Source organism: Yoonia sp. (assembly GCF_036770585.1).
In the GTDB taxonomy this organism is placed as follows: domain Bacteria; phylum Pseudomonadota; class Alphaproteobacteria; order Rhodobacterales; family Rhodobacteraceae; genus Yoonia.
In genome coordinates this window covers 1449-28388 of sequence record NZ_DAIPIW010000023.1, presented here as the reverse complement: position 1 = coordinate 28388, position 26940 = coordinate 1449, and the positions used below count along the sequence as shown (strand labels likewise).

Below are 26940 nucleotides of genomic sequence, written 5' to 3'. Positions count from 1 at the left end.
CGGTTCAGGCGGCTTGAAAGGTGATCTGTCGTCGCAAGAACTGGGTCGCGCGCGCCGACACCTGCGCCGGTTTGCCCGAGGTCAGAAACAACGACTCGGTTCCCGGGCCCACCATTTCAGGGCGGCGGGTCAGATAATCAGCCAGACTTTCGGCCACCAGCGCGGCCTGCGAGAAAACCTTGACGTCAGGGCCAAGGGCCTCTTGAAAGGCATCGGCCATCAGCGGGTAATGGGTGCAGCCCAGCACGGCGGCATCGGGCAGCGGCATCTTGCGCTTGAGCGCGTCGACATGGCTTTTCACCAAGGCCTCTGCCAGGATCAGGTCGCCCTCTTCGATCGCATCGACAACACCACCGCAGGCCTGCGCCTCGACATCGACACCGATCGCGCGAAAGGCCAGTTCGCGCTGGAAGGCGCGGCTGGATACCGTTGCAGGCGTGGCGAACAGCGCCACATGTTTCACACCCACCTCGCGCGGCGGCGAGTTGTCGCCCCATTGCCGTTCGGTCAGCGCCTCGATCAGCGGCACGAAAACGCCCAGCACCCGCTTGTTTTTGGGCACCCAAGCTTCCTGCATCCGGCGCAAGGCAGCGGCCGAGGCGGTGTTGCAGGCCAGTATGACAAGATCGCAGCCCGCATCGAACAGACGCTGCGTTCCCTTTGTCGTCAGATCGAAGATGTCGTCAGGTGTCCGCACGCCATAGGGCGAATTGGCGTTGTCGCCCAAATAGACCAGCGGAAGATCAGGCAGCCGCCTTGCGACGGCATCAAGAACCGTCAGCCCCCCGAGCCCGCTATCGAATATCCCCACTGCCATGGCGTGCCTTGTATTTAACCTCGAACTCATGCCCCAACTGACTGGCGTCGATGGGCCTTGGGCTCAAGTCATACGTGGCTTTGCGCAGGAAATCCATGCAGGCTTTGGGGTCTTTTTCAAAGCGGGCCAGCACGTCCCGCGGGATCGGTTCGCCGACCACGATCCGCACCGGTTTGTTGATCTTGGCCTTGAATTCGCGAATGAACATGCCGGTGCGCAGGATGTAGTGCATATGGCTTGCCAGTTGGAACAGGCGGCTGTTGCGACCGTCGAAGAAAACCGGCACCACCGTCGCGCCGGACTTGGCGATCATCTTGGCCGTGAAGGTGCGCCAGCTTGGGTCCATCGGTTCCGAAAATGGCGTGGCCGAGGTTGACACCGTCCCGCCCGGGAAAATCCCGATTGCCCCACCCTGCCGCAGATAGTCGATCGCCAGTTTGCGGGTTTCGAGGTTCAACTGCGCCGCTTCTTTCGTTTCATCAAAGGAAATCGGCAGGATGATCCGTTCAAGATCGGCGGCGCGGCGGAAGACACGGTGTGCGAGAACGCGGAAATCACCCCCCCGCCGCTCGGACAGGATGCGGCCCATGATCAATCCGTCGAGGATTCCGAAAGGATGGTTCGACACGACGATGACGGGGCCGGTCTGGGGGATATTTTCAAGCGATCCGCCCACAAGGTCGATGTCCACGCCATAGCGTTCGGTCATCACCTTCCAGAAGTCGCGGCCCTGTGCGACCTCTTCACCATAGCCTTGGGCCCTGCGGATCAGGCCCAGGCGGCCGGTCACATTTTCCATCACACGGATCACGACACGGCCGCTGCGGCCCTTTGCCGAGGATGCATAGCTGATGTCGCGGGCGATTTGTCGTTGGCTAGAGCGCATGGGGTTCGGAAGGTCTCTCATTTGCGATGCAAATACCACAACTCTGCAACAAAGCTATGACAAACCCCTACTCTGCGGCGATCTGGCTGATCGTGCCGCGCATGGCTGCCAGCAACTCTTCGCGCTTCTTGGCAGCTTTGCGTTCGTTGGCCTCTTTCACCGGCCCGAAGCCGCGAATTTCCAACGGCAAGGTGGCCAGCGCTATGGCGGTTTCGACATTGTCCGGGGCCAAATTGGCCAGAACATCCGCCATGTCGGCCTCATACTGCTTGATCAAGGCCCGTTCCAGACGCCGTTCCGCCGTGCGTCCGAAAGGATCAAGGGGCGTGCCGCGCAGAAATTTCAGCTTGGCCAGACGCGGAAACAGCGCCGCCATCCGCGCGCCATACTCTTTCTTCACCGGTCGCCCGTCCGCGCCGGTCTTGGTCAGCATCGGCGGCGCCAAGTGATAGGTCAGCTTCAGGTCGCCAGCGAATTCCTTTTCGGCCTTTGCCCGCGTTTCGGACAAGAGGCGCGCGACCTCGTATTCATCCTTGTAGGCCAAAAGCTTGTGATAGCCCTTGGCGACCGCCTCTTTCATCGCGGGGTCGTCGAACCGGTCGAGCATCCTGCGATAGCGTTTCGCCAGCCGCTTACCCTGATAGGCGGTCAGATGATCGGCGCGAAAGGCGATTTTCTCGTCCAGCGTCTTGGGCAGCCGGACAACGTTCGACGCCAGAATGCCCTTGGCCTCTTCAGGATAGAGAAAGGCCCAACGCCCATAAGCGAAAGCTTTCTTGTTGCGCTCCACAGCCGCGCCGTTCAGTGCGATCGCGCTCTGGATGGCATCATGGGTCACAGGAATGGCGCCCATCTGCCAGGCCGCACCAAAGATCATCATGTTGGAATAGATGCTGTCACCCAATAGCGCCTTGGCCAGTTCCGAGGCATCGAACATCATCAACCCCGCGCCGATCCGCGCATCGAGTGACAGCTGCAACTGGTCCGTCGGCAGGCGGAATTCGGTATTGCGCGTGAAGTCGCCGGTGATGATCTCGTGACTGTTCACCACGGCCCGTGTCTTGCCCGGCCGCATCAGCCCCAGCGTCTTGGCACCGGCCGAGACGACAAGATCGCCGCCGACCAGCACATCGCATTCCCCGGTCGCGACGCGGATCGCGTTGATATCCTCGGGCCTTTCGGCGAGACGGCAATGGATATGCACCGCACCGCCCTTCTGCGCAAGGCCGGCCATCTCCATCATGCCGGCACCCTTGCCGTCGATATGCGCAGCCATCGCCAGCACAGCGCCGATGGTCACGACCCCGGTGCCACCGACACCGGTGATCACCACGTTGTGGGTGCCACGGATGCCGGACAGAACCGGTAGGGGCAGATCGGGCAAGGCCACCTCTGCCGTTGCTTCCTTGCGGATCTGCGCGCCCTCGACGGTCACGAAAGACGGGCAAAACCCGTTGACGCAGGAAAAATCCTTGTTGCAGGAGGATTGATCGATGGCGCGCTTGCGGCCCAACTCGGTCTCGACGGGCACGATCGAGACGCAGTTCGACTGCACACCGCAATCGCCGCAGCCTTCGCAGATGTCGGTATTGATGAACACCCGCTTGTCAGGATCGGGATAAAGCCCGCGCTTGCGGCGGCGGCGCTTTTCGGCGGCGCATGTCTGCACATAAACAATGACAGACACGCCCTTGTATTGAATGAATTTCTCTTGCACCTGCGGCAGATCGGCCCGCGCGTGCACGTCCAATCCCTTTGGGAAGACGCTCAGGTCCAGATCCTCTTTTTCGTCATAGACCAGCGCGATGTTGCGGACCCCCATGGCCTGCACCTCGCGGCAGATTTGGTCCGCCGTCAGCCCGCCGTCATTGCCCTGCCCGCCGGTCATGGCGACCGCATCGTTGAAGAGGATCTTGTAGGTGATGTTCGTGCCCGCCATCAGCGCAAAGCGGATCGCCTGCACGCCCGAGTGGTTGTAGGTGCCGTCGCCGAGGTTCTGGAAGACATGGTCGCGGGTGGAAAACGGGGCCTCGCCCACCCAATTCGCACCTTCACCGCCCATCTGGGTAAAGCCTACCGTCTCGCGGTCCATCCACTGCACCATGTAGTGACAGCCGATGCCCGCATAGGCACGGCTGCCCTCGGGCACCTTGGTCGAGGTGTTATGGGGACAACCCGAACAGAAATAGGGCAGACGCGCCGCGATTTCGGGCGCGTTGTCGGCGCGGCGCGCGGCGGCCAGCGCCTCGATCCCGGCCATGATGCGGTCTGATCCGCAGCCTTCCTCGACAAGTATTTCGCCCAGTTTGTCAGCGACGATGACGGGGTTGATGTCGGCCTTGGTCTGAAAGATCTCTTCGCGGCGCCCTTCCGAGTGTTCGTCCCCCTTGTGCCAGCCATAGACCCGCCGTCCGGCACGGTCGTCGAAGATCGCCTCTTTGACCTGCACCTCGATCAGCTTGCGCTTTTCCTCGACCACGACGATCAGTTCCAGCCCTTCGGCCCATTTGTGGAAGCTGGCCATATCCAGCGGCCAGACCTGCCCGACCTTGTAGGTGGTGATCCCCAGTTGTTCGGCCTCGGCCTCGTCGATGTTCAAGAGCGACAGCGCGTGCTGCAGATCCAGCCAGTTCTTGCCCGCCGCGACGAAACCGATCCTGGCCCCGGGTTTCCCCCATTTGCGCTGGTCCATCTTGTTGGCGCGGGCGAAGGCCTCGGCGGCAAAGCGCTTGTGGTCGATCATCCGCGCCTCTTGCAACTGCGGGGTATCGACCAGACGGATGTTCAACCCGCCCTCGGGCATCTCGAACTGCGGTTCGACAAAGGACATCCGGTCGATGCTGCCATCCACGACGGATGTGACCTCGACCGTGTCCTTCATGGTCTTCAGCCCGACCCAGACCCCCGCAAACCGCGACAACGCATAGGCATAAAGGCCATAGTCGAGGATTTCCTGCACCCCCGCAGGGGACACGATGGGCATATAGGCATCCACCATCGCCCAGTCGGACTGGTGCAGCGTGGTCGAGCTTTCGCCCGTGTGGTCGTCCCCCATCGCCATGATCACACCGCCATGGGGAGAGGTGCCCGCCATATTGGCATGACGCATCACATCGCCCGAACGGTCGACCCCCGGTCCCTTGCCGTACCAAAGGCCAAAGACACCGTCATACTTGCCTTCACCGCGCAACTCGGCCTGCTGGCTGCCCCAAAGGGCGGTGGCGGCAAGGTCCTCGTTCAGTCCGGGCTGGAACAGGATCTGTGCAGGTTCGAGAACATTCTTGGCCTTGGTCATCTGCATGTCGACCGCACCCAAGGGCGATCCGCGATAGCCGGTCACATAGCCTGCCGTGTTCAAACCGGCGGCTTCATCGCGCGCACGTTGCATCAGCATCAACCGGACCAGCGCCTGCGTGCCGTTCAAAAGCACCTGACGCTTGGTCAAGTCATAGCGGTCATTCAGCGAGATATCGTGATTGCTCAAACCATGCCTCCCAGCGGCGTCAATCGACTGAGGCTTATCTTAGGTCAAACATCCTGACCTACAAAGACAAAAATCAGTGATATCATTATTTGCCTTTTTGACCGGCCCTCGGGTAATGAAGTCGAAACTGATACCGTTAACATCTTCATCAACAGTGATTCATGGACTGGGATAAGCTAAGAATATTTCACGCAGTCGCCGACGCCGGTTCGCTGACCCATGCCGGCGACGCGCTGCGTCTGTCGCAGTCTGCCGTCAGTCGCCAGATCAGGGCATTGGAAGAATCGCTGAACACAACGCTGTTTCACCGCCATGCGCGCGGGTTGATTCTGACCGAACAGGGCGAACTGCTGTTCGATGCGACCAAAAGCATGAACAAGCGCCTCGACGCCGCCGCCGCCCGCATCCGCGACAGCGAGGAAGAGGTCTTCGGCGAATTGCGTGTCACCACGACCACCGGTTTCGGCACGCTCTGGCTCGCCCCGCGCCTGCCCAAGCTTTACGAGAAATATCCCGATCTCAAGATCGACCTGATGCTGGAAGAACGCGTGCTCGATCTGCCCATGCGCGAGGCCGATGTCGCGATCCGCATGAAGGAACCCAGTCAGGCCGATCTGATCCGCAAACGGCTGATGTCGGTGCGGATGCGGCTCTATGCGTCGCCCGAGTATCTGGCAAAAAACGGCACCCCGCTCACGCTCGAGGATATGACCGGCCACCGCCTGATCTGCCAAAGCCCCAATTCCATTCAGGTCAGCGCCGGCGCGGTCCTAGTCCAGCACCTTTTGACGCAGGACATTCCGCATGTGTTCACGGTGAACAACTACTTCGGCGTGCTGCAAGGCATCCTCAACAAGATCGGGATCGGCGTTCTGCCCGACTACGTGATCGAGGATTTCCCCGAACTGGTCCGCGTCCTGCCGGATCTGGAAAGCGGCGAAGTGCCGGTCTTTCTGGCCTACCCCGAAGAACTGCGGCAATCCAAACGGATCGCCGCCTTCCGCGATTTCGTGCAGGATGAGATCTTCGCGCACCGTCGCCGCATCAGAGAGGCGGGCGACCCCGACTGATTATCACGTGGCCGCCATCGCCTTGGCATGATGCGCGGCCAGCACACATCACGGCGCGTGATCGTCCGGCGGCACCGGCGAGGCAGCACAGCCTTGCAACCAGCACATAGCGGCTTTGCGCCTATAGGCTGACTTCTTTCTTGATTGCACAAATTCTGCGCACTAACTGCAATCTTGAAGGTGATGACGCTCCGCGCTCACCCCTTCAACCTCCCTGTTGGACTTAGCCGGGCCTCGTGCCCGGCTTTTTTTTGCTTTCCACCTTCCTTGCAAACCCGTTGCCCCGCCCCGCCCCTTGGCATAAAGCAACGCGCAAGCAGACGCGGGGAAATGTCATGCAAGAGCCAGCCATCACCGAAGACCTGATCGCCGCCCATGGCCTGAAGCCGGATGAATACGCCCGCATCCTCGAGATCATCGGACGCGACCCGACCTTCACCGAACTGGGTATCTTTTCGGCGATGTGGAACGAACATTGTTCCTACAAGTCCTCCAAGAAATGGCTGCGCACCCTGCCCACAACCGGCCCGCAAGTCATTTGCGGACCCGGCGAGAATGCCGGTGTCGTCGATATCGGCGACGGACAGGCGGTCATCTTCAAGATGGAAAGCCACAACCACCCCAGCTACATCGAACCCTATCAGGGTGCGGCAACCGGCGTGGGCGGTATCCTGCGCGATGTCTTCACCATGGGCGCGCGGCCGATTGCGGCGATGAACGCGCTTTCCTTCGGCGAACCGAACCACCCCAAGACGCGCCAGCTGGTCAATGGCGTGGTCGCGGGCATCGGCGGCTACGGCAACTGTTTCGGCGTGCCCACGGTCGGCGGCGAGGTCCGCTTTGATCCGGCCTATAACGGCAATTGCCTTGTGAACGCCTTTGCCGCCGGTCTGGCCGATACCGACAAGATCTTCTATTCCGCCGCGTCGGGTGTCGGCATGCCGGTTGTCTACCTTGGTGCGAAGACGGGCCGCGACGGTGTCGGTGGGGCGACCATGGCCTCGGCCGAATTCGACGACACGATCGAGGAAAAGCGCCCCACCGTGCAGGTCGGCGATCCCTTCACCGAAAAGCGCCTGATGGAAGCCACGCTGGAACTGATGGCCACTGGTGCGGTGATTTCGATCCAGGACATGGGCGCCGCGGGCCTGACCTGTTCAGCGGTCGAGATGGGTGACAAGGGCGGCCTCGGCGTGCGCCTGAACCTCGATGCGGTCCCGCAGCGCGAAGCGAACATGACCGCCTACGAAATGATGCTGTCCGAAAGTCAGGAACGGATGCTGATGGTCCTCAAGCCCGAGCTCGAGGCCGAGGCCCGCGCCGTCTTCGAAAAATGGGATCTCGATTTCGCCATCGTGGGCGAGACCATCGCCGAGGACCGCTTCATCATCGAACACAAAGGCAAGGTCTGGGCCGATCTGCCGCTGGCGACACTCTCGGGCGCGGCCCCCGAATACGACCGGCCATGGGAACCGACACCCACCCCCGAGCCGCTGGGCGATGTTCCGAACGTCATGCCCATCGACGGGCTGAAGGCGCTGATCGGCAGTCCGAACTATGCAGCCAAGCAATGGGTCTATGAACAATACGACAGTCAGGTGATGGGTGATACCGCCCGCATACCCGGTGCCGGTGCCGGCATCGTGCGCGTGCACGGCACCGACAAGGCGCTTGCCTTCACCAGCGATGTCACCCCCCGCTACGTCAAGGCCAACCCCGTGATGGGCGGCAGGCAGGCGGTGGCCGAGGCCTATCGCAACCTGACCGCAGTGGGCGCCAAACCCCTTGCCACCACCGACAACATGAACTTCGGCAACCCCGAAAAGCCGCAGATCATGGGACAATTCGTCGGCGCGATCCAAGGGATCGGCGAAGCGGTCAAGGCGCTCGACATGCCGATCGTGTCCGGCAATGTCTCGCTTTACAACGAAACCGACGGCCGCGCGATCCTGCCCACCCCCACCATCGGGGCGGTCGGGCTGATCAGCCACCCCGACCAGATGATCACCGGCGATCTGCGCGAAGGCCACGTTCTGCTGCTGCTTGGCGAGACACATGGCCACCTCGGTCAATCCGCCATCCTGGCCGAGGTCTATGGCCGCGCCGAAGGCGATGCCCCGCATGTGGACCTCGCACAGGAAAAGGCCCACGGCGATTTCATCCGTGACAATTGCGCATGGATCAAGGCCTGCACCGATCTGGCCGACGGTGGCCTTGCCCTTGCGGCCTTCGAGATGGCCGAACACGCGGGCGTCGGCGTGACACTTGATGCCGAGGACACGCCCACCCTCTTCGGCGAGGATCAGGGGCGTTACCTGATCGCCTGCAATTTCGATCAGGCCGAGGCCTTGATGGTCGCGGCCAGCCGCGCCGGTGTCACGCTTGCGACGGTCGGCAAGGTGGGCGGCCATCAGATCACCTTCGGCAGCCAAAGCGCCCCGCTTGCCGAACTCAGTCATCTCTACCGCAGCGCCTTTGCCGCCGCGGTCGCCTGACACCGTTATTATTGGCCCAAAAATATCCCCGCCGGAGGCTCCCCACTTGTCCATCCGGCGCGACGCCCTTAATTTGGACATAAGCTGTCAGAGGATGCCCCATGCCCATCACCCCCCATGAGATCGAAACCCTGATCAAGCAACAGCTGCCGAACGCGACCGTGCAGATCGAGGGCGAGGACGGCGTGCATTTTCAGGGCCTCGTGATCGACGAAAGCTTTCGTGGCATGAACCGCATCCAGCAGCAACGCGCCGTGATGGCGATCATCAAGCCGAAGGTCGACAGCGGGGAAATCCATGCACTGGGGCTGACCACCCGCGCACCGGACTAACCGCCGGACTTTTCGAAAAATCCGGCCCAAAATCGTCAAAGATTTTGGTTATCAAAAGGAAAGAAGACATGACCGCCCAAGACAAGATCAAAGAGACCGTCACCGCAAACGATGTCGTGCTCTACATGAAGGGCACCAAGACCATGCCGCAGTGCGGGTTCTCCTCGCGGGTGGCGGGTGTCCTGAACTTCATGGGTGTGGACTTCACCGATGTGAACGTGCTTGCCGACGACGAGATCCGGCAGGGCATCAAGGATTATTCCGACTGGCCGACGATCCCGCAGCTTTACGTGAAGGGCGAATTCGTCGGCGGCTGCGACATCATCACCGAAATGACCTTGTCGGGCGAACTCGATGCGCTGTTCACGCAAAGCGGGATCGCATTCGACAAGGAAAAGGCCGACCAGATCCGCGATGCGAACGCCTGAGGCATCGGGGGGCGACCCTTTGGTCCCCCGTTCCGCCCTATTGACCCTCGACCCTTTCGGCCAGCGCCTCGGCCCGGGCGGCGATTTCGGCCAGCGCTTCCCTCACCGCAGGCGGGATCACCGGAACTTCGATCCTCTGCGCCGATGGTGCGGGCTGTGACTTCAAGGTCTCGATCGCTGCGCGCAGCTCGGCCGCCTCTCCTTCCAGCGACTTGACCTTGTCTTCCAGCTCGGCCGTCTTGTCGGCCAGCATCAGGCCCGCCATCAGCAACATCCGCGATTCCGGCAGGCGTCCGATCTGCGCCGAAAGCGTCTGCGCCTCGACATCCAGCATACCGGCGGCGGAATAGAGAAAATGTTCTTCTCCGTCCTGACAGGCCACCTCGAATATGCGTCCGCCGATCGTGATTTCGACCTGTGGCATCCCTTAGCCCTCCGCGATCAGGGGTTTGAGTTCGGCGATGATGGCGTCCATCTCGGCGGTGTCCGCCGCGCGCTGCGCCTCGAGCGCGGCGATCTCTGCCGCAAGTGACGCCTCGTGAACCTCGGGGGTCAGCCCTTCTGTGACAGAGGCGCGCAGTTTCCCGTTCATGTCGCGCAATTGCAGGTTGGCGGCCCGCAGCTTTTGCAATTCGGCCTCCAGCGCGGCCATCTGGGCGATCTGGCTTTCGAGGCGTGCTGTCAGTGCGGCCATCTGCCCCTCGTGACGGTCCTTGAGGGCCGCAAACCGCTGCGCCAGGTCCGCATGCGCGGCCTTTTCCTTGGCCAGAGCGTCCTGCAAGGCCGCGGACGGGGCGGCATCGACGGCTGGACGGCTGTCCAGACCGGCCCTGATCCGGTCAAGTGCTGCGGTAATCCGGTTTTCAAGGGAACTGATGTCACTCATTCTGGCGTCCTTTCACCATCGGCGTTTCACCTTGCTGGCGCGGTTCATGTCCGCTCGGCCAAACCCGTCTGGACGAATCGTTCACACTCTTGAAAAGCCTAAGCCATGCTCTTGCGTCTCGCAAACCGCAGCTTGCGTGAAATAAGAGGAACTTAGCCGTCACGCTTGATCTTGCACCCGACCCTGATATGACGCTGGCCAACGCAAGCCCGTTTGAAAGATAGGACCCTGATCTTGGATATTGCAGCTCTTCGTGCCGCCCACCCCGACCACTGGAAAAAAGCCACAGCGATCCGGACGCTGACACTGGATGCGGTCGCCGCTGCGAACTCTGGCCATTCCGGCATGCCGATGGGCATGGCGGATGTGGCGACGGTTCTTTACGAAAACCACCTGAACTTCGACCCCAAGGCTCCTGATTGGCCGGACCGCGACCGGTTCATCCTCTCGGCGGGGCATGGGTCGATGCTGCTTTATGCGCTGATGTATCTGACCGGATACGAGGATATGCCGCTGCAACAGATCAAGGACTTCCGCCAGTGGGGCGCCCGCACCGCCGGTCATCCCGAATACGGCCATGCCCGCGGGATCGAGACGACGACCGGCCCGCTGGGTCAGGGCATCGCCAATTCCGTCGGCTTCGCCATCGCCGAGGAGATCCAGCGCGCGACATGGGGCAAGAAGATCGTCGACCACTTCACCTATGTGATCGCGGGCGACGGCTGCCTGATGGAAGGTGTCAGCCAGGAAGCGATCGCGCTGGCGGGGATGCAGCAACTTGGCCACCTGATCGTCTTCTGGGACAACAACAACATCACCATCGACGGCACCGTCGATATCGCGGATGCCACCAACCAGCCCATGCGGTTCGAGGCCTCGGGCTGGCATGTGCAATCCATCGACGGCCATGACCCAAAGGCCATCGACGCCGCCATCACCGCCGCCAAGGCTGACCCGCGCCCCTCGATGATCGCCTGCAAGACCCATATCGCGCTGGGGCACGCAGCGCAAGATACCTCCAAGGGGCATGGCGCGCTGACCAACCGCGAACAGCTGGAAGCCGCAAAGGCCGCCTATGGTGCGCCGATGGGCGATTTCGAAGTGGCCGAGGATGTGCTGGCCGCATGGCGTGCCATCGGCGCCCGTGGCGCGGCGACCCGCAAGGCCTGGCAAGACCGCTTTGCCGCCCTTTCGGCCAACAAGCAGGCCGAGTTCAACCGCATCTACGCAGGCGAAGCGCCCAAGCGCCTTTCGGCCACGATCCGCGCCCTCAAAAAGCAGGTCTCCGAAGGGGCACCCTCGGTCGCGACGCGCAAATCGTCCGAAATGGTGCTCGAGGTGGTCAACCCGATCATGCAGGAAACCATTGGCGGGTCCGCCGACCTGACAGGGTCGAACAACACGCTGACCAAGGATCTGGGCACCTTCCACCCCGATACGCGCAAGGGCCGCTACATCTACTACGGCATCCGCGAGCACGGCATGGCGGCTGCGATGAACGGCATGGCGCTGCATGGCGGGGCCAAACCCTATGGCGGGACCTTCATGTGTTTCACCGATTACGCCCGCGGTGCGATGCGCCTTTCGGCCCTGATGGGTCTGCCGGTCACCTATGTGATGACCCATGATTCCATCGGTCTGGGCGAGGACGGCCCGACACACCAGCCGGTCGAACACCTCGCCATGCTGCGGGCCACGCCGAACATCAACGTCTTCCGCCCCGCCGATACGGTCGAGACCGCCGAGGCATGGGAACTGGCGCTGACCTCGGACAAGACGCCGAACGTGCTGGCCCTGACCCGCCAGAACGTGCCCACGCTACGGACCGAGCACAAGACCAGGAACCTCACCGCGCAAGGAGGCTATGTTCTGGCCGACGCCGAGGGCAAGCGTCAGGCGATCCTGCTGGCCACCGGGTCCGAGGTCAGCATCGCCATGGCCGCCCGCGACATCCTGCAGGCCGAGGGGATCGGCACACGGGTCGTCTCGATGCCTTGCTGGGAACTCTTCGAGGAACAGGACGAGGCGTACCGCAAGCGCGTTCTGCCCGGTGGGCCGGTCCGCGTCGCCATCGAGGCCGGCATCCGCTTTGGCTGGGACCGCTGGCTTTACGGCGAGCGCGGCAAGCGTGAAAAATCCGGCTTCATCGGGATGCACGGCTTTGGGGCCTCCGCCCCTGCCGAGCGTCTTTATGAGGAATTCGGGATCACCCCGCAGGCGACCGCCGAAAAGGTCAAGTCGCTGCTCAAATAGGATAAAGGCCGGTGCCCCGCGACATGGCGTCGGGGCACCGCCACAGGCCCTTTGCCATTCGCCGCGCTTCGCACTACACCGATGCGCATGACCAACAAACTCGCAATCTGGCTGGCCCTGATTGTCGCCGCTCTTCTGGCGTTCGATTTCTATCGGTATGACTGGGCCAATACCGTCTTTCTGTTCCGCAAGTTCATTGACCTGATCGAGTGGATGGCCTTTTGGCGCTAGCAGGATTGCCGGTTGACCTTTTTGCAAAAAGCGCAATCTTTGCGCCAAAATTGAACGCCAAAGGAGAACCCCATGGCCGTCAAAGTCGCAATCAACGGATTTGGCCGGATTGGCCGCAACGTGCTGCGCGCGATCATCGAAAGTGGCCGCACCGACATCGAAGTCATCGCAATCAACGATCTGGGCCCGGTCGAGACCAACGCCCACCTGCTGCGCTTTGACAGCGTGCATGGCCGCTTCCCGGCCGAGGTGAAGACCACGGATGACACGATCGACGTGGGCCGTGGCCCGATGAAGGTCACCGCAATCCGCAATCCCGCCGACCTGCCATGGTCGGATGTGGATGTGGTGATGGAATGCACCGGCATTTTCGCCAGCAAAGAGGCCTGTCAGGCGCATCTCGAAAACGGGTCCAGCCGCGTGCTGATTTCAGCCCCCGGCAAGGATGCCGACAAGACGATCGTTTTTGGCGTCAACCACGACACGCTGACCGGCGATGACATCGTCGTCTCGAACGCCTCTTGCACCACCAACTGCCTTTCGCCTGTGGCCAAGGTGCTGAACGATACCATCGGGATCAACAAGGGCTTCATGACCACGATCCACAGCTACACCGGCGACCAGCCGACGCTGGACACGATGCACAAGGACCTCTATCGCGCGCGCGCCGCAGCCCTGTCGATGATCCCCACCTCGACCGGTGCTGCAAAGGCCGTGGGACTGGTGCTGCCGGAACTAAACGGCAAGCTCGATGGCGTGGCGATCCGCGTGCCGACCCCCAATGTCTCATGCGTGGACCTGACCTTCGAGGCCGCCCGCGCCACCACCTCAGAAGAGGTCAACGCCGCGATCCGCGCTGCCGCCGACGGCCCACTGAAGGGCATCCTCGGCTATACCGACCTGCCGATGGTCAGCTGCGACTTCAACCACGATCCGCATTCCTCGATCTTCCACATGGACCAGACCAAGGTGCTCGATGGCAACATGGTCCGCATCCTGACGTGGTACGACAACGAATGGGGCTTCTCGAACCGGATGTCGGATACTGCCGTCGCGATGGGCAAACTGATCTGATATCGCAACTTTCCGCGACGCTTTGGCAGCCGGCCCCCGTGGCCGGCTTCTTTTTTGGGCAAACGGCACATCCCGCCATGCAAAAACTGCAAGGCTGGTTGCGCTAACTGTCAGTTGTGCTGCAGCGCAGAAAGATTAGGTCTGGGTCAACAGCAAAGCGAACACCACGAAAGGAGCACGCAAATGACTGTTTTGACGACCGTTCGGACCGCAATCGAAAAGCGCGTTGCCTATACCCGTCTGAAGCACGAGCTTCAGGCCATGCCTGTGGAAACCGCCATCGACCTCGGCATGTTCCGCGAGGACGCAAGCAAGATCGCGGCAAAGGCCATCTACGGCTAAGGGCCACGCGCCCCTTCGGCGAAGATCACTCAGGCGGGACCACCACCGCCTGAGCCAGAAAACCCGATATGTTCTCGCGATAATCGGGATGCCCCGCCAGATTGTTGTGTGTCCCGCCCGGCAGGACCTGCAAGGACACGCGCACCCCTGCATCCGAGAAAAGGTCAGCCAGCCGCGCGCCGTTGGCAGGCGGGATCAGTTGATCGCTCTCACCGTGCTGGATCAGAACCGGAGCCGTGACGCGCGGCACATCCCGCGCGGTGTCCCACTTTTGCACGAACGGCATGTAGCAGGCGGGCAGATACGAGGCGCGGGTCATCAATTCGCACATCCGGACGTAAGGCGCATCGAGGATCACCGCCGCCACCTCACGTCGGGCCGCCACATGGACTGCAAGCCCCGTCCCCATCGAGTAACCATGCACGACAATCGGCCCGTCATGGCGGGCCGCCAACCAGTCATAGGCCGTCAGCGCGTCGGCCTTCAGACCGGTCTCTGACGCCTGTCCGGGGATACCGCCACCGCCGGGATACTCAATTGCGGCGACAGTGCGCCCGGCGGTCTGATGGGCCTGCAGCGAAAAGGTGAAATAGGCCAGCGCCCCGCCGTTGCCCATGAAGAACAACACCGCGACCGGATCTTCACCTGTGGACAAGGCCATGGCGACCTCGCGCGGCCCCACGATCTCTTGCGTAAAGCTGGGGTCATCGAAGGGATCAGGTCCGAAGGGGTAGATGAACCGCGAATGCGCGACCACCATCACGGTCGCGTAAAGCAGATAGGTCCCGACCAGCATCCAAAGCCAGTTCACGGTGACATGCGTTGGCGCAAGGCCGTGTTGACCGCAGGGGTCACGAATTTCGACACATCCCCGCCGAGGCGGGCGATTTCCTTGACCAGCTTCGAGGCGATCGCCTGATGTTCGGCCTCGGCCATCAAAAACACAGTCTCGATACTGTCGTCCAGAACCCGATTCATGCCGACCATCTGGTATTCATATTCGAAATCCGCAACGGCCCGCAGACCGCGAATGATGACCCCCGCGCCCACATCACGGGCACAGTCGATCAGCAGGTTCTCGAACGGATGCACCACGATTTCGCAGCCCGAGGCCTGCGACAAAGGCGTCGCCTCGGCCTCGACCATGGCGACCCGGTCTTCCAGCGTGAACAAAGGCCCCTTGTCGCGGTTGATCGCGACCCCGATGACTAGCCGGTCGACCAGCGTGCAGGCGCGCCGGATGATGTCGAGATGCCCCAGCGTGACCGGATCAAAGGTGCCGGGATAAAGTCCTACGCGCATGGGTGCCCCCTTGTGGCCGTCAGTCGCGCCAAGCAACATGATACTGGTTGAGAATGCAAGACGGGGCTAGTAGCCCATGATCATGCCTTCGAGCGAGGCCTTTTCCATCGACAGTTCCGCCAGCCGCGCCTTGACCGCGTCACCGATGGAAATCAGGCCGATCATCCTGCCGTCCTCGATCACGGGCAAATGGCGGAACCGGCCCTCGGTCATCATCTCCAGCACTTCCAGCGCCGTATTGCTGGGGCTACAGGTGGTCAGCTTGCTGGTCATCAGGGCGCTGACCGGATCGACCAGACACCCTGCCCCGCGCTTGCCCAGCTCGCGCACGATGTCGCGCTCGGACAGGATGCCATCCAGCGCCTCGCCATCGCGCGAGACCACGACGGTCCCGATCCTGTGCTCGGACAAAAGCTTGGCCGCTTCGGACACTGTTGCCATCGGTTTGACCGACACGACGCCAAGTTCAGATTTGGACTTGAGGATTTGAGATACGAGCATGGCGTCCTCCCTACGCTAACGTCTATATTTCAGCGTCTCAAATCAAGGCGCTGGCTGTCAAGCTTGCCGTGTGTTCCAGCCGCATGACTTCATCGGCCATCCCCTTGCGCAAAGCGGCGGCAAAGCGGGTCAGACGGTCGGAATGGCGGTCAGAGGTGTGCCGCACCAGATAGAAGGCACGCTTCAGCGTGACCTCGGCGGTCAGCACGCGCTGAAGCTCGGGCGCGAACGGCAGGGCAAAGTCATGCACCACGCCGATGCCACCCTGCCGGATCAGCTGCAACTGGACAGCGACGGAATTCGACGCCATGTCCACCGTTCCGACACCAAGGGCACCCAGATAGTCCAGTTCCTTGTCGAAGATCATGTCGGGGATATAACCGACGATGCGCCTTGATTTCAGGTCCGTCAGCGAGGTGACAGGCGGCGCATCCGCCCGCTGCGCCAGATGCAGCCGGTAGTCGGTGATCTTCTGCACCGTCAGCCGCCCCGCCGCAGGCGGGCTGACCGTGATCGCCATATCCGCCTCGCGCCGCGACAGGTTCACGACACGCGGCAGCGCAAGGATCTGCACCTCGAGGTCGGGGTTTTGCGCCTGAATCGCCGCCACCACCTGTGGCAGGACAAAATTCGCAGCCCCGTCAGGCGCACCGATCCTGATCTGTCCGGTCAGTTGATCGGCGGCACCCTGCCCCTCGTCCAGCGCGCGCAACAGGTGACGTTCGGCCTCGGCCGCCGTCTCGCGCATCCGCGCGCCAAGGTCGGTCAGCGCATAGCCTTGCGGCGACTTGACGAACAAGGCGGCCCCGACCGACCGTTCCAGCCGCGCAATGCGGCGACCCAGCGTCGAGGGGTCCATCTTGAGCGTGCCTGCCGCCCCCGTCAGCCCCTCGGCCCGCGCCACCGCCAGAAACACCCGCAGATCGTCCCAGTTGTCCATGGATCGCCCTTGCGTTTTTGCAAAATGATTTTTGAATATTGGTTCTTTTGAGCCAAAAAACGCAAGTCTATAAGGGTGGCGATCAGAATTTCCCGGAGGACCCCATGCAAGAGTTGACCCATTACATCGGCGGCGCACACGTCAAAGGCACGTCCGGCCGCTTTGCCGATGTCTACAACCCCGCCACCGGCGAGGTACAGGCCAAGGTGCCATTGGCCAACAAGGCCGAGATGGAACAGGCCGTCGCCACCGCCGCCAAGGCGCAGCCCGCATGGGCCGCCGTCAACCCGCAGCGCCGCGCCCGCGTGATGATGAAATTCGTGGACCTGCTGCACCGCGACATGGACAAACTGGCCGAGGCCCTGAGCCGCGAGCACGGCAAGACCCTGCCCGATGCCAAGGGCGACGTGATCCGTGGTCTGGAAGTGGTGGAATTCTGCATCGGCGCGCCGCACCTTCTGAAGGGTGAATTCACCGACAGCGCAGGCCCCGGCATCGACATGTATTCGATGAAACAGCCCCTTGGAGTCACCGCAGGCATCACCCCTTTCAACTTCCCCGCGATGATCCCGATGTGGATGTGCGCCCCCGCCATCGTCTGCGGCAATGCCTTCATCCTCAAACCATCCGAGCGTGATCCCTCCGTGCCGCTGATGCTGGCCGAACTGCTGGAAGAGGCAGGCCTACCCAAGGGCATCATGCAGGTCGTCAACGGCGACAAAGAGGCTGTGGATGCGATCCTCTATGATCCGATCATCCAGTCGGTGGGCTTTGTCGGCTCGACCCCGATTGCCGAATACATCTACGGGACGGGCTGTGCCCAGGGCAAGCGCGTGCAGTGCTTCGGCGGTGCCAAGAACCACATGATCATCATGCCCGACGCCGATATGGATCAGGCCGCCGACGCGCTGGTGGGCGCGGGCTACGGGGCTGCTGGTGAACGCTGCATGGCGATCTCGGTCGCGGTTCCCGTGGGCGACGACACCGCCGACCGCCTGATCGAAAAACTGGTGCCCAAGATCGAGGCGCTGAAGGTCGGCCCCTATACTGCCGGTAACGACGTCGACTATGGCCCCGTGGTGACCGCCGCCGCCAAGGCCAATATCGAACGTCTGGTCGAATCCGGTATCGCACAAGGCGCGAAACTGGTCGTCGATGGCCGCAACTTCAAACTGCAAGGCTATGAAGACGGCTTCTTCGTCGGCCCGCACCTTTTCGACCACGTCACCAAGGACATGGACATCTACAAGAAAGAGATCTTCGGGCCGGTCCTTTCGACCGTCCGCGCCAAGACCTATGAAGAGGCGATCGGCCTCGCCCTTGACCACGAATACGGCAACGGCACCGCGATCTTCACCCGCGACGGCGACACCGCCCGCGACTTTGCCGCGCGCATCAACATCGGCATGGTCGGTGTGAACGTGCCGATCCCCGTGCCGCTGGCCTATCACACCTTCGGCGGCTGGAAGAAATCCATGTTCGGCGATCTGAACCAGCACGGCCCCGACGCCTTCAAGTTCTACACGCGGACCAAGACCGTCACCGCCCGCTGGCCATCCGGCACCAAGGAAGGCGGCGAGTTCTCGATCCCCGTGATGGAATGACCCTTGAAGGCCCACCCGAAAAGGTGGGCCTTTTTGCGACCTTGACTTGCCAACGGCCATGGCTTCGGAAAAGCTGTGAACGACCGTTCAATGCGAACCGGAGAGCGTCATGGACTTCGCCCTCAGCCCAGAGCAAACCGCGATCTTCGACATGGCCCTTGCCTTCGGACAGGACCATATCGCGCCCCACGCCCGCACATGGGAAACGGACGGCACCATCCCCCGCGCGCTCTGGCCGCAACTGGCAGAGCTTGGCTTCGGCGGGCTTTACGTTTCCGAAGATCACGGCGGCGCCGGCCTTTCGCGGCTTGATGCGACGCTGGTCTTCGAGGCGCTGTCGCAGAGTTGCGCCTCGGTGGCGGCCTTCCTGTCGATCCACAATATGTGCGCCCGTATGATCGAAAGCTACGGAATCGACGCCCTGAAAGATCGTCTTTTGCCCAAGGCCGTCAGGATGGAGGCATTCCTGGCCTATTGCCTGACCGAGCCCGGGTCGGGGTCGGATGCCGCGGCTCTCAAGACACGGGCCGACCGCACAGACAAAGGCTATAGCCTGACCGGCACCAAGGCCTTCATTTCCGGCGGCGGATACGCGGACGCCTATATCGTGATGGCCCGCACCGGCGCGGATGGTCCGAAAGGGATCAGCGCCATCGTGATTGAAGACGGGAGCGACGGGCTTTCCTTCGGCGGGCTCGAGGCCAAGATGGGCTGGAGATCGCAACCGACACGGCAGGTCCAGATGGATCGCGCCACCGCCCCCGCCGAAAACCTGCTGGGCGAGGAAGGGCGCGGCTTTGCCTATGCCATGGCGGGCCTTGACGGGGGACGCCTGAATATCGCCGCCTGCTCGCTTGGGGCGGCGCAATCGGCCCTTGACCGGACGCTGGCCTATATGGCCGAACGCCGCGCCTTCGGCCAAAGCATCGACCAGTTTCAGGCCCTGCAGTTCCGGCTGGCGGATATGGAGATCGCCCTGCAATCGGCCCGCACCTTCCTGCGGCAGGCGGCATGGAAACTGGACTGCAGCGCGCCCGATGCCACGCAATTCTGCGCCATGGCAAAGAAGCTTTGCACCGAAACCGGCAGCATGGTCGCGGACGGTTGCCTGCAACTGCATGGCGGCTACGGCTATCTGGCGGACTACGGTATCGAAAAGATCGTGCGCGACCTGCGGGTGCACCAGATCCTCGAAGGCACGAACGAGATCATGCGCTTGATCACAGCACGAGGGATGATCGGCAAATGAGCGATCTGACCATCAGGACCGACGGCCTTGCCGGCCGGATCACCCTCAACCGGGCGCAGGCGCTGAACGCGCTGACATGGGAGATGTGCCTCGAGATCGAGACCGCCCTGACCATGTGGCAAGGCGATCCGACGGTCAAACTGGTCATCATCGACGGCGCGGGCGAGCGCGCTTTCTGTTCCGGCGGCGATATCACGCAGATGTATGCCAGCGGCCAGCGCGGCGATCTTGATTATGGCCGCCGCTTCTGGCGCGACGAATACCGGCTGAACCGCAAGATATTCCTCTATCCCAAACCCATCGTCACCTTCCTGCACGGCTTCACCATGGGCGGCGGTGTCGGCGTCGGCTGCCACGCCAGCCACCGGATCGTCTGCGACACCAGCCGGATCGCCATGCCGGAATGTTCCATCGGTCTTGTCCCTGACGTCGGCGGCTCGCTGATGCTGGCGCTCGCGCCCGGACGTCTGGGCGAGTTTCTGGGCGTCACCGGCGACCGGATGGACGCCGCCGATGCGATCCATGCGGGCTTTGCCGACAGCTTCATTGCGCAAGACGGCTGGGACGCGCTGAAGACGCAACTGGCCGAAACCGGTGATCCAGAGGTCATCGCACCATACGTCACCCCCGCCCCCGAAAGCCGCCTCGCCCTGTGGCAGGCCGAGATCGACGCGAATTTTGCGGGCGACACCTTGGGTGACATCTACCGCGCATGGCCCGCAGACCCCGGCCCCGCCGTGACACACGCGCAGACCTTGATGGCCCGCAACGCGCCTTTCGCCATGACCTGCGCGGTCGAGATCATCCACCGCGTCCGCAACGGGATGCGCATCGAGAACGCGCTGGATCAGGAATTCCGCTATACCTTCCGCTGCGTCGAACAGGGCGATTTCATCGAAGGTATCCGCGCCGCGATCATCGACCGCGACCGCACCCCCAGATGGCAGCACGGGTCGTGGCAGGATGTGCGAACGCTCGACGTGACACGGATGCTGATGCCCCTTGGCAAGGACGCGCTGCAATGGGAGGACGCGGCATGAAAATCGGATTTATCGGCTTGGGCAATATGGGCGCGCCGATGGCCGCCAATCTCGCCAGAACGCATGAGGTTCTGGGCTTCGACACGGTGGCAGCGCCCGATGGCCTGACCCTCGCCGCCAGCGCCGCCGAGGCGGCAGAGGGTGCCGATGTGGTCATCACCATGTTGCCCAATGGCACGATCCTGCGCACCGTCGCCGCCGAAATCCATCCCGCGATGACACCCGGTGCCGTGCATCTGGATTGTTCCACCGTCGATGTGGACAGCGCCCGCGCCGTTGCCGCCATGGCCGAGGCGGCAGGTCTTTCCGCCATCGACGCTCCCGTCTCGGGCGGGATCGGCGGGGCGACCAACGGCACGCTGACCTTCATGGCAGGCGGGCCGAAAGCCGCCTTTGACACCCTTGTCCCCCTCTTCGACATCATGGGCCAGAAGGCCGTGCATTGCGGCGACGCGGGCAACGGACAGGCTGCGAAAATCTGCAACAACATGATCCTCGGCGTCACCATGATCGCCACCTGCGAGGCCTTCGTGCTGGCCGACAAGCTGGGGCTGGACCGGCAGGCGATGTTCGACGTGGTCAGCACGTCCTCGGGTTCGTCATGGAGCATGAACACCTATTGCCCCGCCCCCGGCATCGGACCGCAAAGCCCTGCCGACAATGGCTATAGACCCGGTTTCGCCGCAGAGCTGATGCTGAAGGACCTGCGCCTCAGCCAGATGGCCGCCGAAGCTGCGGACGCCGACACGCCCATGGGCTTGGCCGCCATGGAACTCTATGCGGCATTCGTCGAGGCCGAGGATGGCGCGGGCCGCGATTTCTCGGCCATGTTGCCACGGTTCGAAAAGCGCGGGCGCAACTAGCGCTTGTGCCACTTGGCGGTTTCGCGCCAACCCCGATGGGCTGCGACGTTCTGTCAAACCGGCGGTTATTGAAATCCCTATGACCGATCCCGATTTCTGACCTATTCAGTCAGGAAAAAGGAGACATCAATGGACGAACAACATGCACAAGACCATCCGAAAGCTGGTGTGATGCACTGGCTCAAGTCAGACGTCACACTCAACCTCAAGGGTTGGATGGTCGCGGCAGGCGCCCTGATCGCCCTGCTTCTTGTCGGCATCGCACTGGATTGATCACCATGAAAAAAGCCATTCTCACAAGCCTCTCTCTTGCCTTTCCCGGCATGGCCTTCGCAAATCTGACGATCGCGGACCTGCAGCCCGAAACCCAGGTCACCATCAGCGGCATCGTCGACCGGATCACCGACGAGGATACCTTCGTGCTGCGCGATGATAGCGGCGAGGTCGAAATCTATCTCGGCCCGAACCTTGTGCCGGTCGCGGTCGGCAGCGCCGTCACCGTCAGCGGGATCGTCGATGACGGCCTCAAACTGGAGATCTACGCGCAATCACTGGAAACCAGCGAGGGCGAGACCTTCACCTTCCAGCACGACTACAACTGATCATTCAGCCGCAACGCGACGGGCCGATAGGATTTCTTTCAGATATCGGCCCGTATGGCTGTCCGCGACCTCCGCCACCTCTTCCGGCGTGCCTATGGCCACGATCCGGCCACCGCCATCGCCACCTTCCGGGCCGATGTCGATGATATGGTCCGCGGTCTTGATCACATCCAGATTGTGTTCGATCACGATCACCGAATTGCCCTGATCGACCAATTCGTGCAGCACTTCCAAAAGCTTGCGCACATCCTCGAAATGCAGACCCGTTGTCGGTTCGTCCAGAATATACAGCGTCCGGCCCGTTGACCGCTTCGACAGTTCCTTGGACAGCTTGACACGCTGCGCCTCGCCGCCCGACAGCGTCGTCGCCTGCTGGCCGACCTTGATATAGCCCAGACCCACCCGCATCAGCGCGTCCATCTTTTCGCGGATCGAAGGCACTGCGGCAAAGAACCCCTGCGCGTCTTCGACCGTCATGTCCAGCACATCGGCAATCGACTTGCCCTTGAACTTAATCTCCAGCGTCTCGCGGTTGTAGCGCGCGCCCTTGCAGGTCTCGCAGGTCACATAGACGTCGGGCAGAAAGTGCATCTCGATCTTGATGACACCATCGCCCTGACAGGCCTCGCAGCGCCCGCCCTTGACGTTGAAGCTGAACCGCCCCGCCTTGTAGCCCCGCGCCTTGGCTTCGGGCATCCCCGCGAACCATTCGCGGATCGGGGTGAAGGCGCCGGTATAGGTCGCTGGATTGGACCGAGGCGTCCGCCCGATCGGCCGCTGGTCGATGTCGATGACCTTGTCGAGGTATTCGAACCCCTTGATCGTCTCGCAAGGCGCGGGTGTCTGGCGCGCGCCGTTCAGCTTGACCGAGGCGTTCTTGAACAGCGTCTCGATGGTCAGGGTGGACTTGCCGCCGCCGGAAACGCCCGTCACGCAGACGAACTGGCCCAAGGGAAAATCGGCGGTGACCTCTTGCAGGTTGTTGCCCGTGGCCTTCACCACCCTCAGCGCCTTGCCCTTGCCTTTGCGGCGGGTGGCAGGCACCGCGATTTCGCGCTTGCCCACCAGATATTGTCCGGTGATCGACGCTTCATTGGCCATGATTTCCCCAGGCGTGCCCTTGGCCACCACCTGCCCGCCATGCACACCTGCACCGGGGCCGATGTCGAAGACATAATCCGCCTCGCGGATCGCCTCTTCGTCGTGTTCCACCACGATCACCGTATTGCCCTGATCGCGCAGGTTCTTCAGCGTCGTCAGCAGGCGGTCGTTGTCGCGCTGGTGCAATCCGATGGACGGCTCGTCCAGCACATAGAGCACCCCCTGCAGGCCCGATCCGATCTGGCTGGCCAGTCTGATCCGCTGGCTTTCCCCCCCCGAGAGCGTGCCGGAATTGCGCGACAGCGTCAGATAATCCAGCCCCACATTGTTGAGGAACCCCAACCGCTCGCGGATTTCCTTGAGGATCGCAAAGGCGATTTCGTTTTTCTGCTTGCTCAGCGCGTCGGGCACGGACCGGCACCAGTCCAGCGCTTCCCTGATCGACATCTGCACCACGTGGCCGATGTGCAGCAAGGCATCCGGCTTGCCGATCTTGACCGCCAGCGCCTCGGCCCGCAGGCGGAAGCCGCCGCAGGTGCCGCAATGGCGGTTGTTCTGGTATTGCTCGAACTCTTCGCGGATCCAGCTGCTGTCGGTTTCGCGATAGCGGCGTTCCATATTGGGGATCACGCCCTCGAAGGCGCGTTCCACCTGATAGACGCGCCCGCCCTCGTCATAGCGGAACTTGATCTGTTCCTCGCCCGAGCCGCGCAGGAACACCTCTTGCACCTTCGGGTCAAGATCCTTCCAGCGGGCATTCTTGTCGAACCCGTAATGCTTGGCGATGGCTTCGATGGTTTGCAGGAAATACGGCGACTTGCCCTTGCGCCACGGGGCCAGCGCACCATCCGCGATCTTCAGCGTCACATCGGGGACGACAAGCTGTTCGTCAAAGAACAACTCGACCCCCAGACCGTCACAGGACGGACAGGCCCCGAAGGGCGCGTTGAAGGAAAACAGACGCGGTTCGATCTCGGGGATCGTGAAGCCCGATACCGGACAGGCGAAGTTTTCCGAGAATGTGATCCGCTCGGGTTCACCCTCGGCCGGGGCGGTCTCGAGAATCGCGATTCCGTCCGCCAGATCGAGTGCGGTGCGGAAGCTGTCCGCCAGCCGCGTCTCCAGCCCTTCGCGCACGACGATCCGGTCCACGACCACGTCGATGTCATGGCGGAACTTCTTGTCCAGCGTGGGCGGTTCGTCCAACTCGTAGAACTGTCCGTTCACCTTGACCCGCTGGAAGCCCTGCTTGCGCAGCTCCAGAAACTCCTTGCGGTATTCGCCCTTGCGGTCGCGGATGATCGGGGCGAGCAGATAGCCGCGCGTCCCCTCTTGCATCGCCATGACGCGGTCGACCATATCCTGCACCTGCTGCGCCTCGATGGGCAGGCCGGTCGCAGGGCTGTAGGGCGTGCCCGCACGGGCGAAAAGCAGACGCAGGTAGTCGTAGATCTCGGTGATCGTGCCCACGGTCGAACGCGGGTTCTTGGACGTCGTCTTCTGCTCGATCGAAATCGCGGGCGACAGGCCGCTGATGTGATCCACATCCGGCTTTTCCATCATGTCGAGAAACTGGCGCGCATAGGCCGACAGCGATTCCACATAACGCCGCTGCCCCTCGGCATAGATCGTATCGAAGGCCAGCGACGACTTGCCCGACCCCGACAGCCCCGTGATCACCACCAGCTGGTTGCGCGGGATATCGACGTCGATGTTCTTGAGATTATGCTCGCGCGCGCCGCGCACTTCGATGTTTTTGAGTTCCGTCATCACGACCCCCGAGGCGTATAGAGCACAGATAGCAGCGCGTTCCGACATCGCCACCCCATTGCTGGAACATTAAGGGAACATAAAGGACTTTTCCACCGAAATTCGATCGACGCCACCATTTGGGGCGGTTTGGCGCGGCAAGGGCACGACTTTTTTCTGCTTTGGGCCAATTCACGCTTTGTGAACGATCCGAAAAATGGTGTCCTGTCCCAAAATTTTGACGGAGCCATCATGAAACGCATTTTTTCCGGCCTGCTTGCAGCCAGCCTCGCCACATCCGCCATTGCACAAGAGCCATCCAACACAATCCTCGTGCTGGACGGGTCCGGCTCGATGTGGGGGCAGATCGATGGTGTCAACAAGATCGTCATCGCCCGCGAGGTTGTCGGCACCTTGCTTGATGACTTTCCCGCCGACCAAAACCTCGGCCTGACCGTCTACGGGCATCGCGAACGCGGCAATTGTGCGGATATCGAAACCGTGGTCGCCCCTGCGGCCGGCACCACCCAAGCGATCCGCGACGCGGTCAACGGCATCAACCCCCGCGGGTCGACCCCGATGACCGACGCCATCATCGCCGCAGCCGAGGCCCTGCGCTACACCGAGCAGAAGGCCACCGTGATCCTCGTCTCGGACGGGATCGAAACCTGCAACCCCGACCCTTGCGCCGCTGCGGCAGCACTGGAACAAGCGGGCATCGACTTTACCGCGCATGTGGTCGGTTTCGACGTCACCGACCCCGAGGCGCTGGCACAGATGAAGTGCCTTGCCGACAATACCGGCGGCACGTTCACAACCGCCGCGAACGCCGAAGAACTCACCTCTGCGCTGCAGACCGTTGCGGTCGCGCCCGAGCCGGAACCCGAACCGGCGCTGATCGAAGTGACCTTCACCGCCCTGATCGGCGATGACGCGCGCCTGATCGACACCCCGGTGCTCTGGACCATCACGGGCAACGGCGAAACGCTCGCCAGCGACACCGCGGGCAATCCGCTGACTTACGACCTTGCCGAAGGGGCCTATACCGCGACCGCCTATTCGGTCGTGGATGAGGTCAGCGGCACCGCCCAATTCGTCGCGATCTCGGGCGGGACCACGGCTGTGCAGGTGCTGTTCGAAGAAAGGATCCCCACCGCCCGCATCATCGCCCCGTCCGAGGCCCCCGCCGGTTCCACCGTGCAGGTCGGCTGGGACGGCCCCGACGCGGACCGCGACTATGTCGGTGTCGGCGCGGTCGGTGCCGAGGCGAACAAGCGCTGGGAGAACCTGTTCTATACGCGCGAGGGCAATCCCGGCGAACTGCTGATGCCGACCCTCCCCGGCGACTACCTGATCACCTATTTCCTTTACGACGGGCGCACCCCCATCGGCCAAGCCCCGATCACGCTGACCCCTGTGGCGGCCACCATCACCGCCCCCGCCGAGGCACTGGTGGGCGAAGATATCGCCATCACCTGGGAGGGTCCGGATTACCATAACGACTACATCGGCATCGGCCGCGTCGGGGCCGAGGCCAACAAGCGGTGGGAGAACCTCTTTTACACACGCGGCGAGAAGACCCAGATGCTGACCATGCCGACCGAACCCGGCGACTACGAGATCAGCTATTTCCTCTATCAGGACCGCCGGATCCTTGTGACTGTCCCGATCACCCTGACCGAGATCGGCGC

At 62.3% G+C, this 26940-nt stretch carries 25 protein-coding genes; 15 read left to right on the top strand and 10 right to left on the bottom strand.

Annotated elements, in window-relative coordinates; translation table 11 throughout:
- Positions 1 to 4 precede the first annotated feature (4 nt).
- The 3 genes from V7N12_RS06230 to V7N12_RS06220 form a co-directional block, all read right to left on the bottom strand.
- A complete protein-coding gene (locus V7N12_RS06230) occupies positions 5 to 817 on the bottom strand; it encodes a glutamate racemase (protein ID WP_333713435.1) in 813 nt (270 codons plus the stop codon).
- Positions 795 to 1703, bottom strand: a complete 909-nt coding sequence (locus tag V7N12_RS06225; RefSeq protein WP_333713434.1) for a lysophospholipid acyltransferase family protein — start codon at positions 1701 to 1703, stop codon at positions 795 to 797. The genes V7N12_RS06230 and V7N12_RS06225 overlap by 23 nt, the downstream gene beginning before the upstream one ends.
- 67 nt (positions 1704 to 1770) lie before the next feature.
- Complete coding sequence (locus V7N12_RS06220; RefSeq protein WP_333713433.1) at positions 1771 to 5187, bottom strand: indolepyruvate ferredoxin oxidoreductase family protein; 3417 nt, start codon at positions 5185 to 5187, stop codon at positions 1771 to 1773.
- 161 nt (positions 5188 to 5348) lie between these two features.
- Between V7N12_RS06220 and V7N12_RS06215 the strand changes: the two genes are divergently transcribed.
- From V7N12_RS06215 to grxD, 4 genes are all read left to right on the top strand, one after another.
- Positions 5349 to 6257, top strand: a complete 909-nt coding sequence (locus V7N12_RS06215; protein ID WP_333713431.1) for a LysR family transcriptional regulator — start codon at positions 5349 to 5351, stop codon at positions 6255 to 6257.
- A 335-nt stretch (positions 6258 to 6592) separates the two neighbouring features.
- On the top strand, positions 6593 to 8752 hold the full coding sequence (gene purL, locus V7N12_RS06210) for a phosphoribosylformylglycinamidine synthase subunit PurL (protein ID WP_333713430.1): 2160 nt from the start codon (positions 6593 to 6595) through the stop codon (positions 8750 to 8752).
- Between the two features lie 101 nt (positions 8753 to 8853).
- A complete protein-coding gene (locus V7N12_RS06205) occupies positions 8854 to 9084 on the top strand; it encodes a BolA/IbaG family iron-sulfur metabolism protein (protein ID WP_333713429.1) in 231 nt (76 codons plus the stop codon).
- 68 nt (positions 9085 to 9152) lie between these two features.
- Positions 9153 to 9512: a Grx4 family monothiol glutaredoxin gene (grxD, locus tag V7N12_RS06200; protein WP_333713428.1), complete on the top strand. Its 360-nt coding sequence runs from the start codon at positions 9153 to 9155 to the stop codon at positions 9510 to 9512.
- 37 nt (positions 9513 to 9549) lie between these two features.
- Here grxD and V7N12_RS06195 read toward each other — a convergent pair whose 3' ends face one another.
- Together V7N12_RS06195 and V7N12_RS06190 are read right to left on the bottom strand one after the other, a co-directional pair.
- Positions 9550 to 9936, bottom strand: coding sequence for a cell division protein ZapA (locus V7N12_RS06195; protein ID WP_333713427.1), 387 nt, complete (start codon positions 9934 to 9936; stop codon positions 9550 to 9552).
- A 3-nt stretch (positions 9937 to 9939) separates the two neighbouring features.
- Entirely contained in the window at positions 9940 to 10398 is a 459-nt protein-coding gene (locus V7N12_RS06190; RefSeq protein ID WP_333713426.1) for a hypothetical protein, read from the bottom strand.
- A gap of 234 nt (positions 10399 to 10632) precedes the next feature.
- On the opposite strand from V7N12_RS06190, the gene tkt reads away from it, so the two are divergent.
- From tkt to V7N12_RS06170, 4 genes are all read left to right on the top strand, one after another.
- The gene (gene tkt / locus V7N12_RS06185; protein WP_333713425.1) at positions 10633 to 12651 is read left to right on the top strand and encodes a transketolase; all 2019 of its coding nucleotides are present in this window, start codon (positions 10633 to 10635) and stop codon (positions 12649 to 12651) included.
- Positions 12652 to 12738: 87 nt separating this feature from the next.
- Positions 12739 to 12882: a hypothetical protein gene (locus V7N12_RS06180; protein WP_333713424.1), complete on the top strand. Its 144-nt coding sequence runs from the start codon at positions 12739 to 12741 to the stop codon at positions 12880 to 12882.
- Between the two features lie 72 nt (positions 12883 to 12954).
- Positions 12955 to 13956: a type I glyceraldehyde-3-phosphate dehydrogenase gene (gene gap / locus V7N12_RS06175; protein ID WP_333713423.1), complete on the top strand. Its 1002-nt coding sequence runs from the start codon at positions 12955 to 12957 to the stop codon at positions 13954 to 13956.
- A gap of 183 nt (positions 13957 to 14139) precedes the next feature.
- Complete coding sequence (locus V7N12_RS06170) at positions 14140 to 14298, top strand: hypothetical protein (protein WP_333713422.1); 159 nt, start codon at positions 14140 to 14142, stop codon at positions 14296 to 14298.
- Between the two features lie 25 nt (positions 14299 to 14323).
- Here the strand turns inward: V7N12_RS06170 and V7N12_RS06165 are convergent, their stop codons facing one another.
- From V7N12_RS06165 to V7N12_RS06150, 4 genes are all read right to left on the bottom strand, one after another.
- Positions 14324 to 15109: an alpha/beta hydrolase gene (locus V7N12_RS06165; protein ID WP_333713421.1), complete on the bottom strand. Its 786-nt coding sequence runs from the start codon at positions 15107 to 15109 to the stop codon at positions 14324 to 14326.
- A complete protein-coding gene (coaD, locus tag V7N12_RS06160) occupies positions 15106 to 15600 on the bottom strand; it encodes a pantetheine-phosphate adenylyltransferase (protein WP_333713420.1) in 495 nt (164 codons plus the stop codon). Before coaD ends, V7N12_RS06165 begins: the two co-directional genes overlap by 4 nt.
- A gap of 66 nt (positions 15601 to 15666) precedes the next feature.
- On the bottom strand, positions 15667 to 16101 hold the full coding sequence (locus V7N12_RS06155) for a CBS domain-containing protein (RefSeq protein WP_333713419.1): 435 nt from the start codon (positions 16099 to 16101) through the stop codon (positions 15667 to 15669).
- Between the two features lie 37 nt (positions 16102 to 16138).
- Positions 16139 to 17041: a LysR family transcriptional regulator gene (locus V7N12_RS06150; RefSeq protein ID WP_333713417.1), complete on the bottom strand. Its 903-nt coding sequence runs from the start codon at positions 17039 to 17041 to the stop codon at positions 16139 to 16141.
- 104 nt (positions 17042 to 17145) lie between these two features.
- On the opposite strand from V7N12_RS06150, the gene V7N12_RS06145 reads away from it, so the two are divergent.
- The 6 genes from V7N12_RS06145 to V7N12_RS06120 all read left to right on the top strand — a co-directional run bounded on the left by V7N12_RS06145 (position 17146) and on the right by V7N12_RS06120 (position 22399).
- Complete coding sequence (locus V7N12_RS06145) at positions 17146 to 18645, top strand: CoA-acylating methylmalonate-semialdehyde dehydrogenase (RefSeq protein WP_333713416.1); 1500 nt, start codon at positions 17146 to 17148, stop codon at positions 18643 to 18645.
- A 109-nt stretch (positions 18646 to 18754) separates the two neighbouring features.
- Positions 18755 to 19894 carry an acyl-CoA dehydrogenase family protein gene (locus V7N12_RS06140; protein ID WP_333713415.1) on the top strand — a complete coding sequence of 380 codons (1140 nt, stop codon included), beginning with the start codon at positions 18755 to 18757 and terminating at the stop codon, positions 19892 to 19894.
- Positions 19891 to 20934 (top strand): enoyl-CoA hydratase/isomerase family protein, encoded by a 1044-nt coding sequence (locus tag V7N12_RS06135; RefSeq protein ID WP_333713414.1) that lies wholly within the window; start codon positions 19891 to 19893, stop codon positions 20932 to 20934. Before V7N12_RS06140 ends, V7N12_RS06135 begins: the two co-directional genes overlap by 4 nt.
- Entirely contained in the window at positions 20931 to 21797 is an 867-nt protein-coding gene (gene mmsB, locus V7N12_RS06130) for a 3-hydroxyisobutyrate dehydrogenase (protein ID WP_333713412.1), read from the top strand. The genes V7N12_RS06135 and mmsB overlap by 4 nt, the downstream gene beginning before the upstream one ends.
- A gap of 129 nt (positions 21798 to 21926) precedes the next feature.
- A complete protein-coding gene (locus tag V7N12_RS06125) occupies positions 21927 to 22070 on the top strand; it encodes a hypothetical protein (protein ID WP_333713410.1) in 144 nt (47 codons plus the stop codon).
- Between the two features lie 5 nt (positions 22071 to 22075).
- Complete coding sequence (locus V7N12_RS06120; RefSeq protein WP_333713409.1) at positions 22076 to 22399, top strand: OB-fold nucleic acid binding domain-containing protein; 324 nt, start codon at positions 22076 to 22078, stop codon at positions 22397 to 22399.
- Here V7N12_RS06120 and uvrA read toward each other — a convergent pair whose 3' ends face one another.
- Entirely contained in the window at positions 22400 to 25270 is a 2871-nt protein-coding gene (gene uvrA / locus V7N12_RS06115; RefSeq protein WP_333713408.1) for an excinuclease ABC subunit UvrA, read from the bottom strand.
- A 231-nt stretch (positions 25271 to 25501) separates the two neighbouring features.
- Here uvrA and V7N12_RS06110 point away from each other — a divergent pair.
- The coding region (locus tag V7N12_RS06110; protein ID WP_333713407.1) for a vWA domain-containing protein at positions 25502 to 26940 on the top strand (1439 nt) is incomplete at its 3' end.

Coding starts and splice junctions, on each gene's coding strand:
- V7N12_RS06205 (WP_333713429.1), top strand. CDS start 8,854: ATGCCCATCACCCCCCATGAGATCGAAACCCTGATCAAGCAACAGCTG.
- coaD (WP_333713420.1), bottom strand. CDS start 15,600: ATGCGCGTAGGACTTTATCCCGGCACCTTTGATCCGGTCACGCTGGGG.
- grxD (WP_333713428.1), top strand. CDS start 9,153: ATGACCGCCCAAGACAAGATCAAAGAGACCGTCACCGCAAACGATGTC.
- V7N12_RS06230 (WP_333713435.1), bottom strand. CDS start 817: ATGGCAGTGGGGATATTCGATAGCGGGCTCGGGGGGCTGACGGTTCTT.
- V7N12_RS06155 (WP_333713419.1), bottom strand. CDS start 16,101: ATGCTCGTATCTCAAATCCTCAAGTCCAAATCTGAACTTGGCGTCGTG.
- V7N12_RS06195 (WP_333713427.1), bottom strand. CDS start 9,936: ATGCCACAGGTCGAAATCACGATCGGCGGACGCATATTCGAGGTGGCC.
- mmsB (WP_333713412.1), top strand. CDS start 20,931: ATGAAAATCGGATTTATCGGCTTGGGCAATATGGGCGCGCCGATGGCC.
- V7N12_RS06145 (WP_333713416.1), top strand. CDS start 17,146: ATGCAAGAGTTGACCCATTACATCGGCGGCGCACACGTCAAAGGCACG.
- V7N12_RS06120 (WP_333713409.1), top strand. CDS start 22,076: ATGAAAAAAGCCATTCTCACAAGCCTCTCTCTTGCCTTTCCCGGCATG.
- V7N12_RS06150 (WP_333713417.1), bottom strand. CDS start 17,041: ATGGACAACTGGGACGATCTGCGGGTGTTTCTGGCGGTGGCGCGGGCC.
- V7N12_RS06215 (WP_333713431.1), top strand. CDS start 5,349: ATGGACTGGGATAAGCTAAGAATATTTCACGCAGTCGCCGACGCCGGT.
- V7N12_RS06170 (WP_333713422.1), top strand. CDS start 14,140: ATGACTGTTTTGACGACCGTTCGGACCGCAATCGAAAAGCGCGTTGCC.
- gap (WP_333713423.1), top strand. CDS start 12,955: ATGGCCGTCAAAGTCGCAATCAACGGATTTGGCCGGATTGGCCGCAAC.
- V7N12_RS06225 (WP_333713434.1), bottom strand. CDS start 1,703: ATGCGCTCTAGCCAACGACAAATCGCCCGCGACATCAGCTATGCATCC.
- V7N12_RS06125 (WP_333713410.1), top strand. CDS start 21,927: ATGGACGAACAACATGCACAAGACCATCCGAAAGCTGGTGTGATGCAC.
- uvrA (WP_333713408.1), bottom strand. CDS start 25,270: ATGACGGAACTCAAAAACATCGAAGTGCGCGGCGCGCGCGAGCATAAT.
- purL (WP_333713430.1), top strand. CDS start 6,593: ATGCAAGAGCCAGCCATCACCGAAGACCTGATCGCCGCCCATGGCCTG.
- V7N12_RS06135 (WP_333713414.1), top strand. CDS start 19,891: ATGAGCGATCTGACCATCAGGACCGACGGCCTTGCCGGCCGGATCACC.
- V7N12_RS06140 (WP_333713415.1), top strand. CDS start 18,755: ATGGACTTCGCCCTCAGCCCAGAGCAAACCGCGATCTTCGACATGGCC.
- V7N12_RS06180 (WP_333713424.1), top strand. CDS start 12,739: ATGACCAACAAACTCGCAATCTGGCTGGCCCTGATTGTCGCCGCTCTT.
- V7N12_RS06190 (WP_333713426.1), bottom strand. CDS start 10,398: ATGAGTGACATCAGTTCCCTTGAAAACCGGATTACCGCAGCACTTGAC.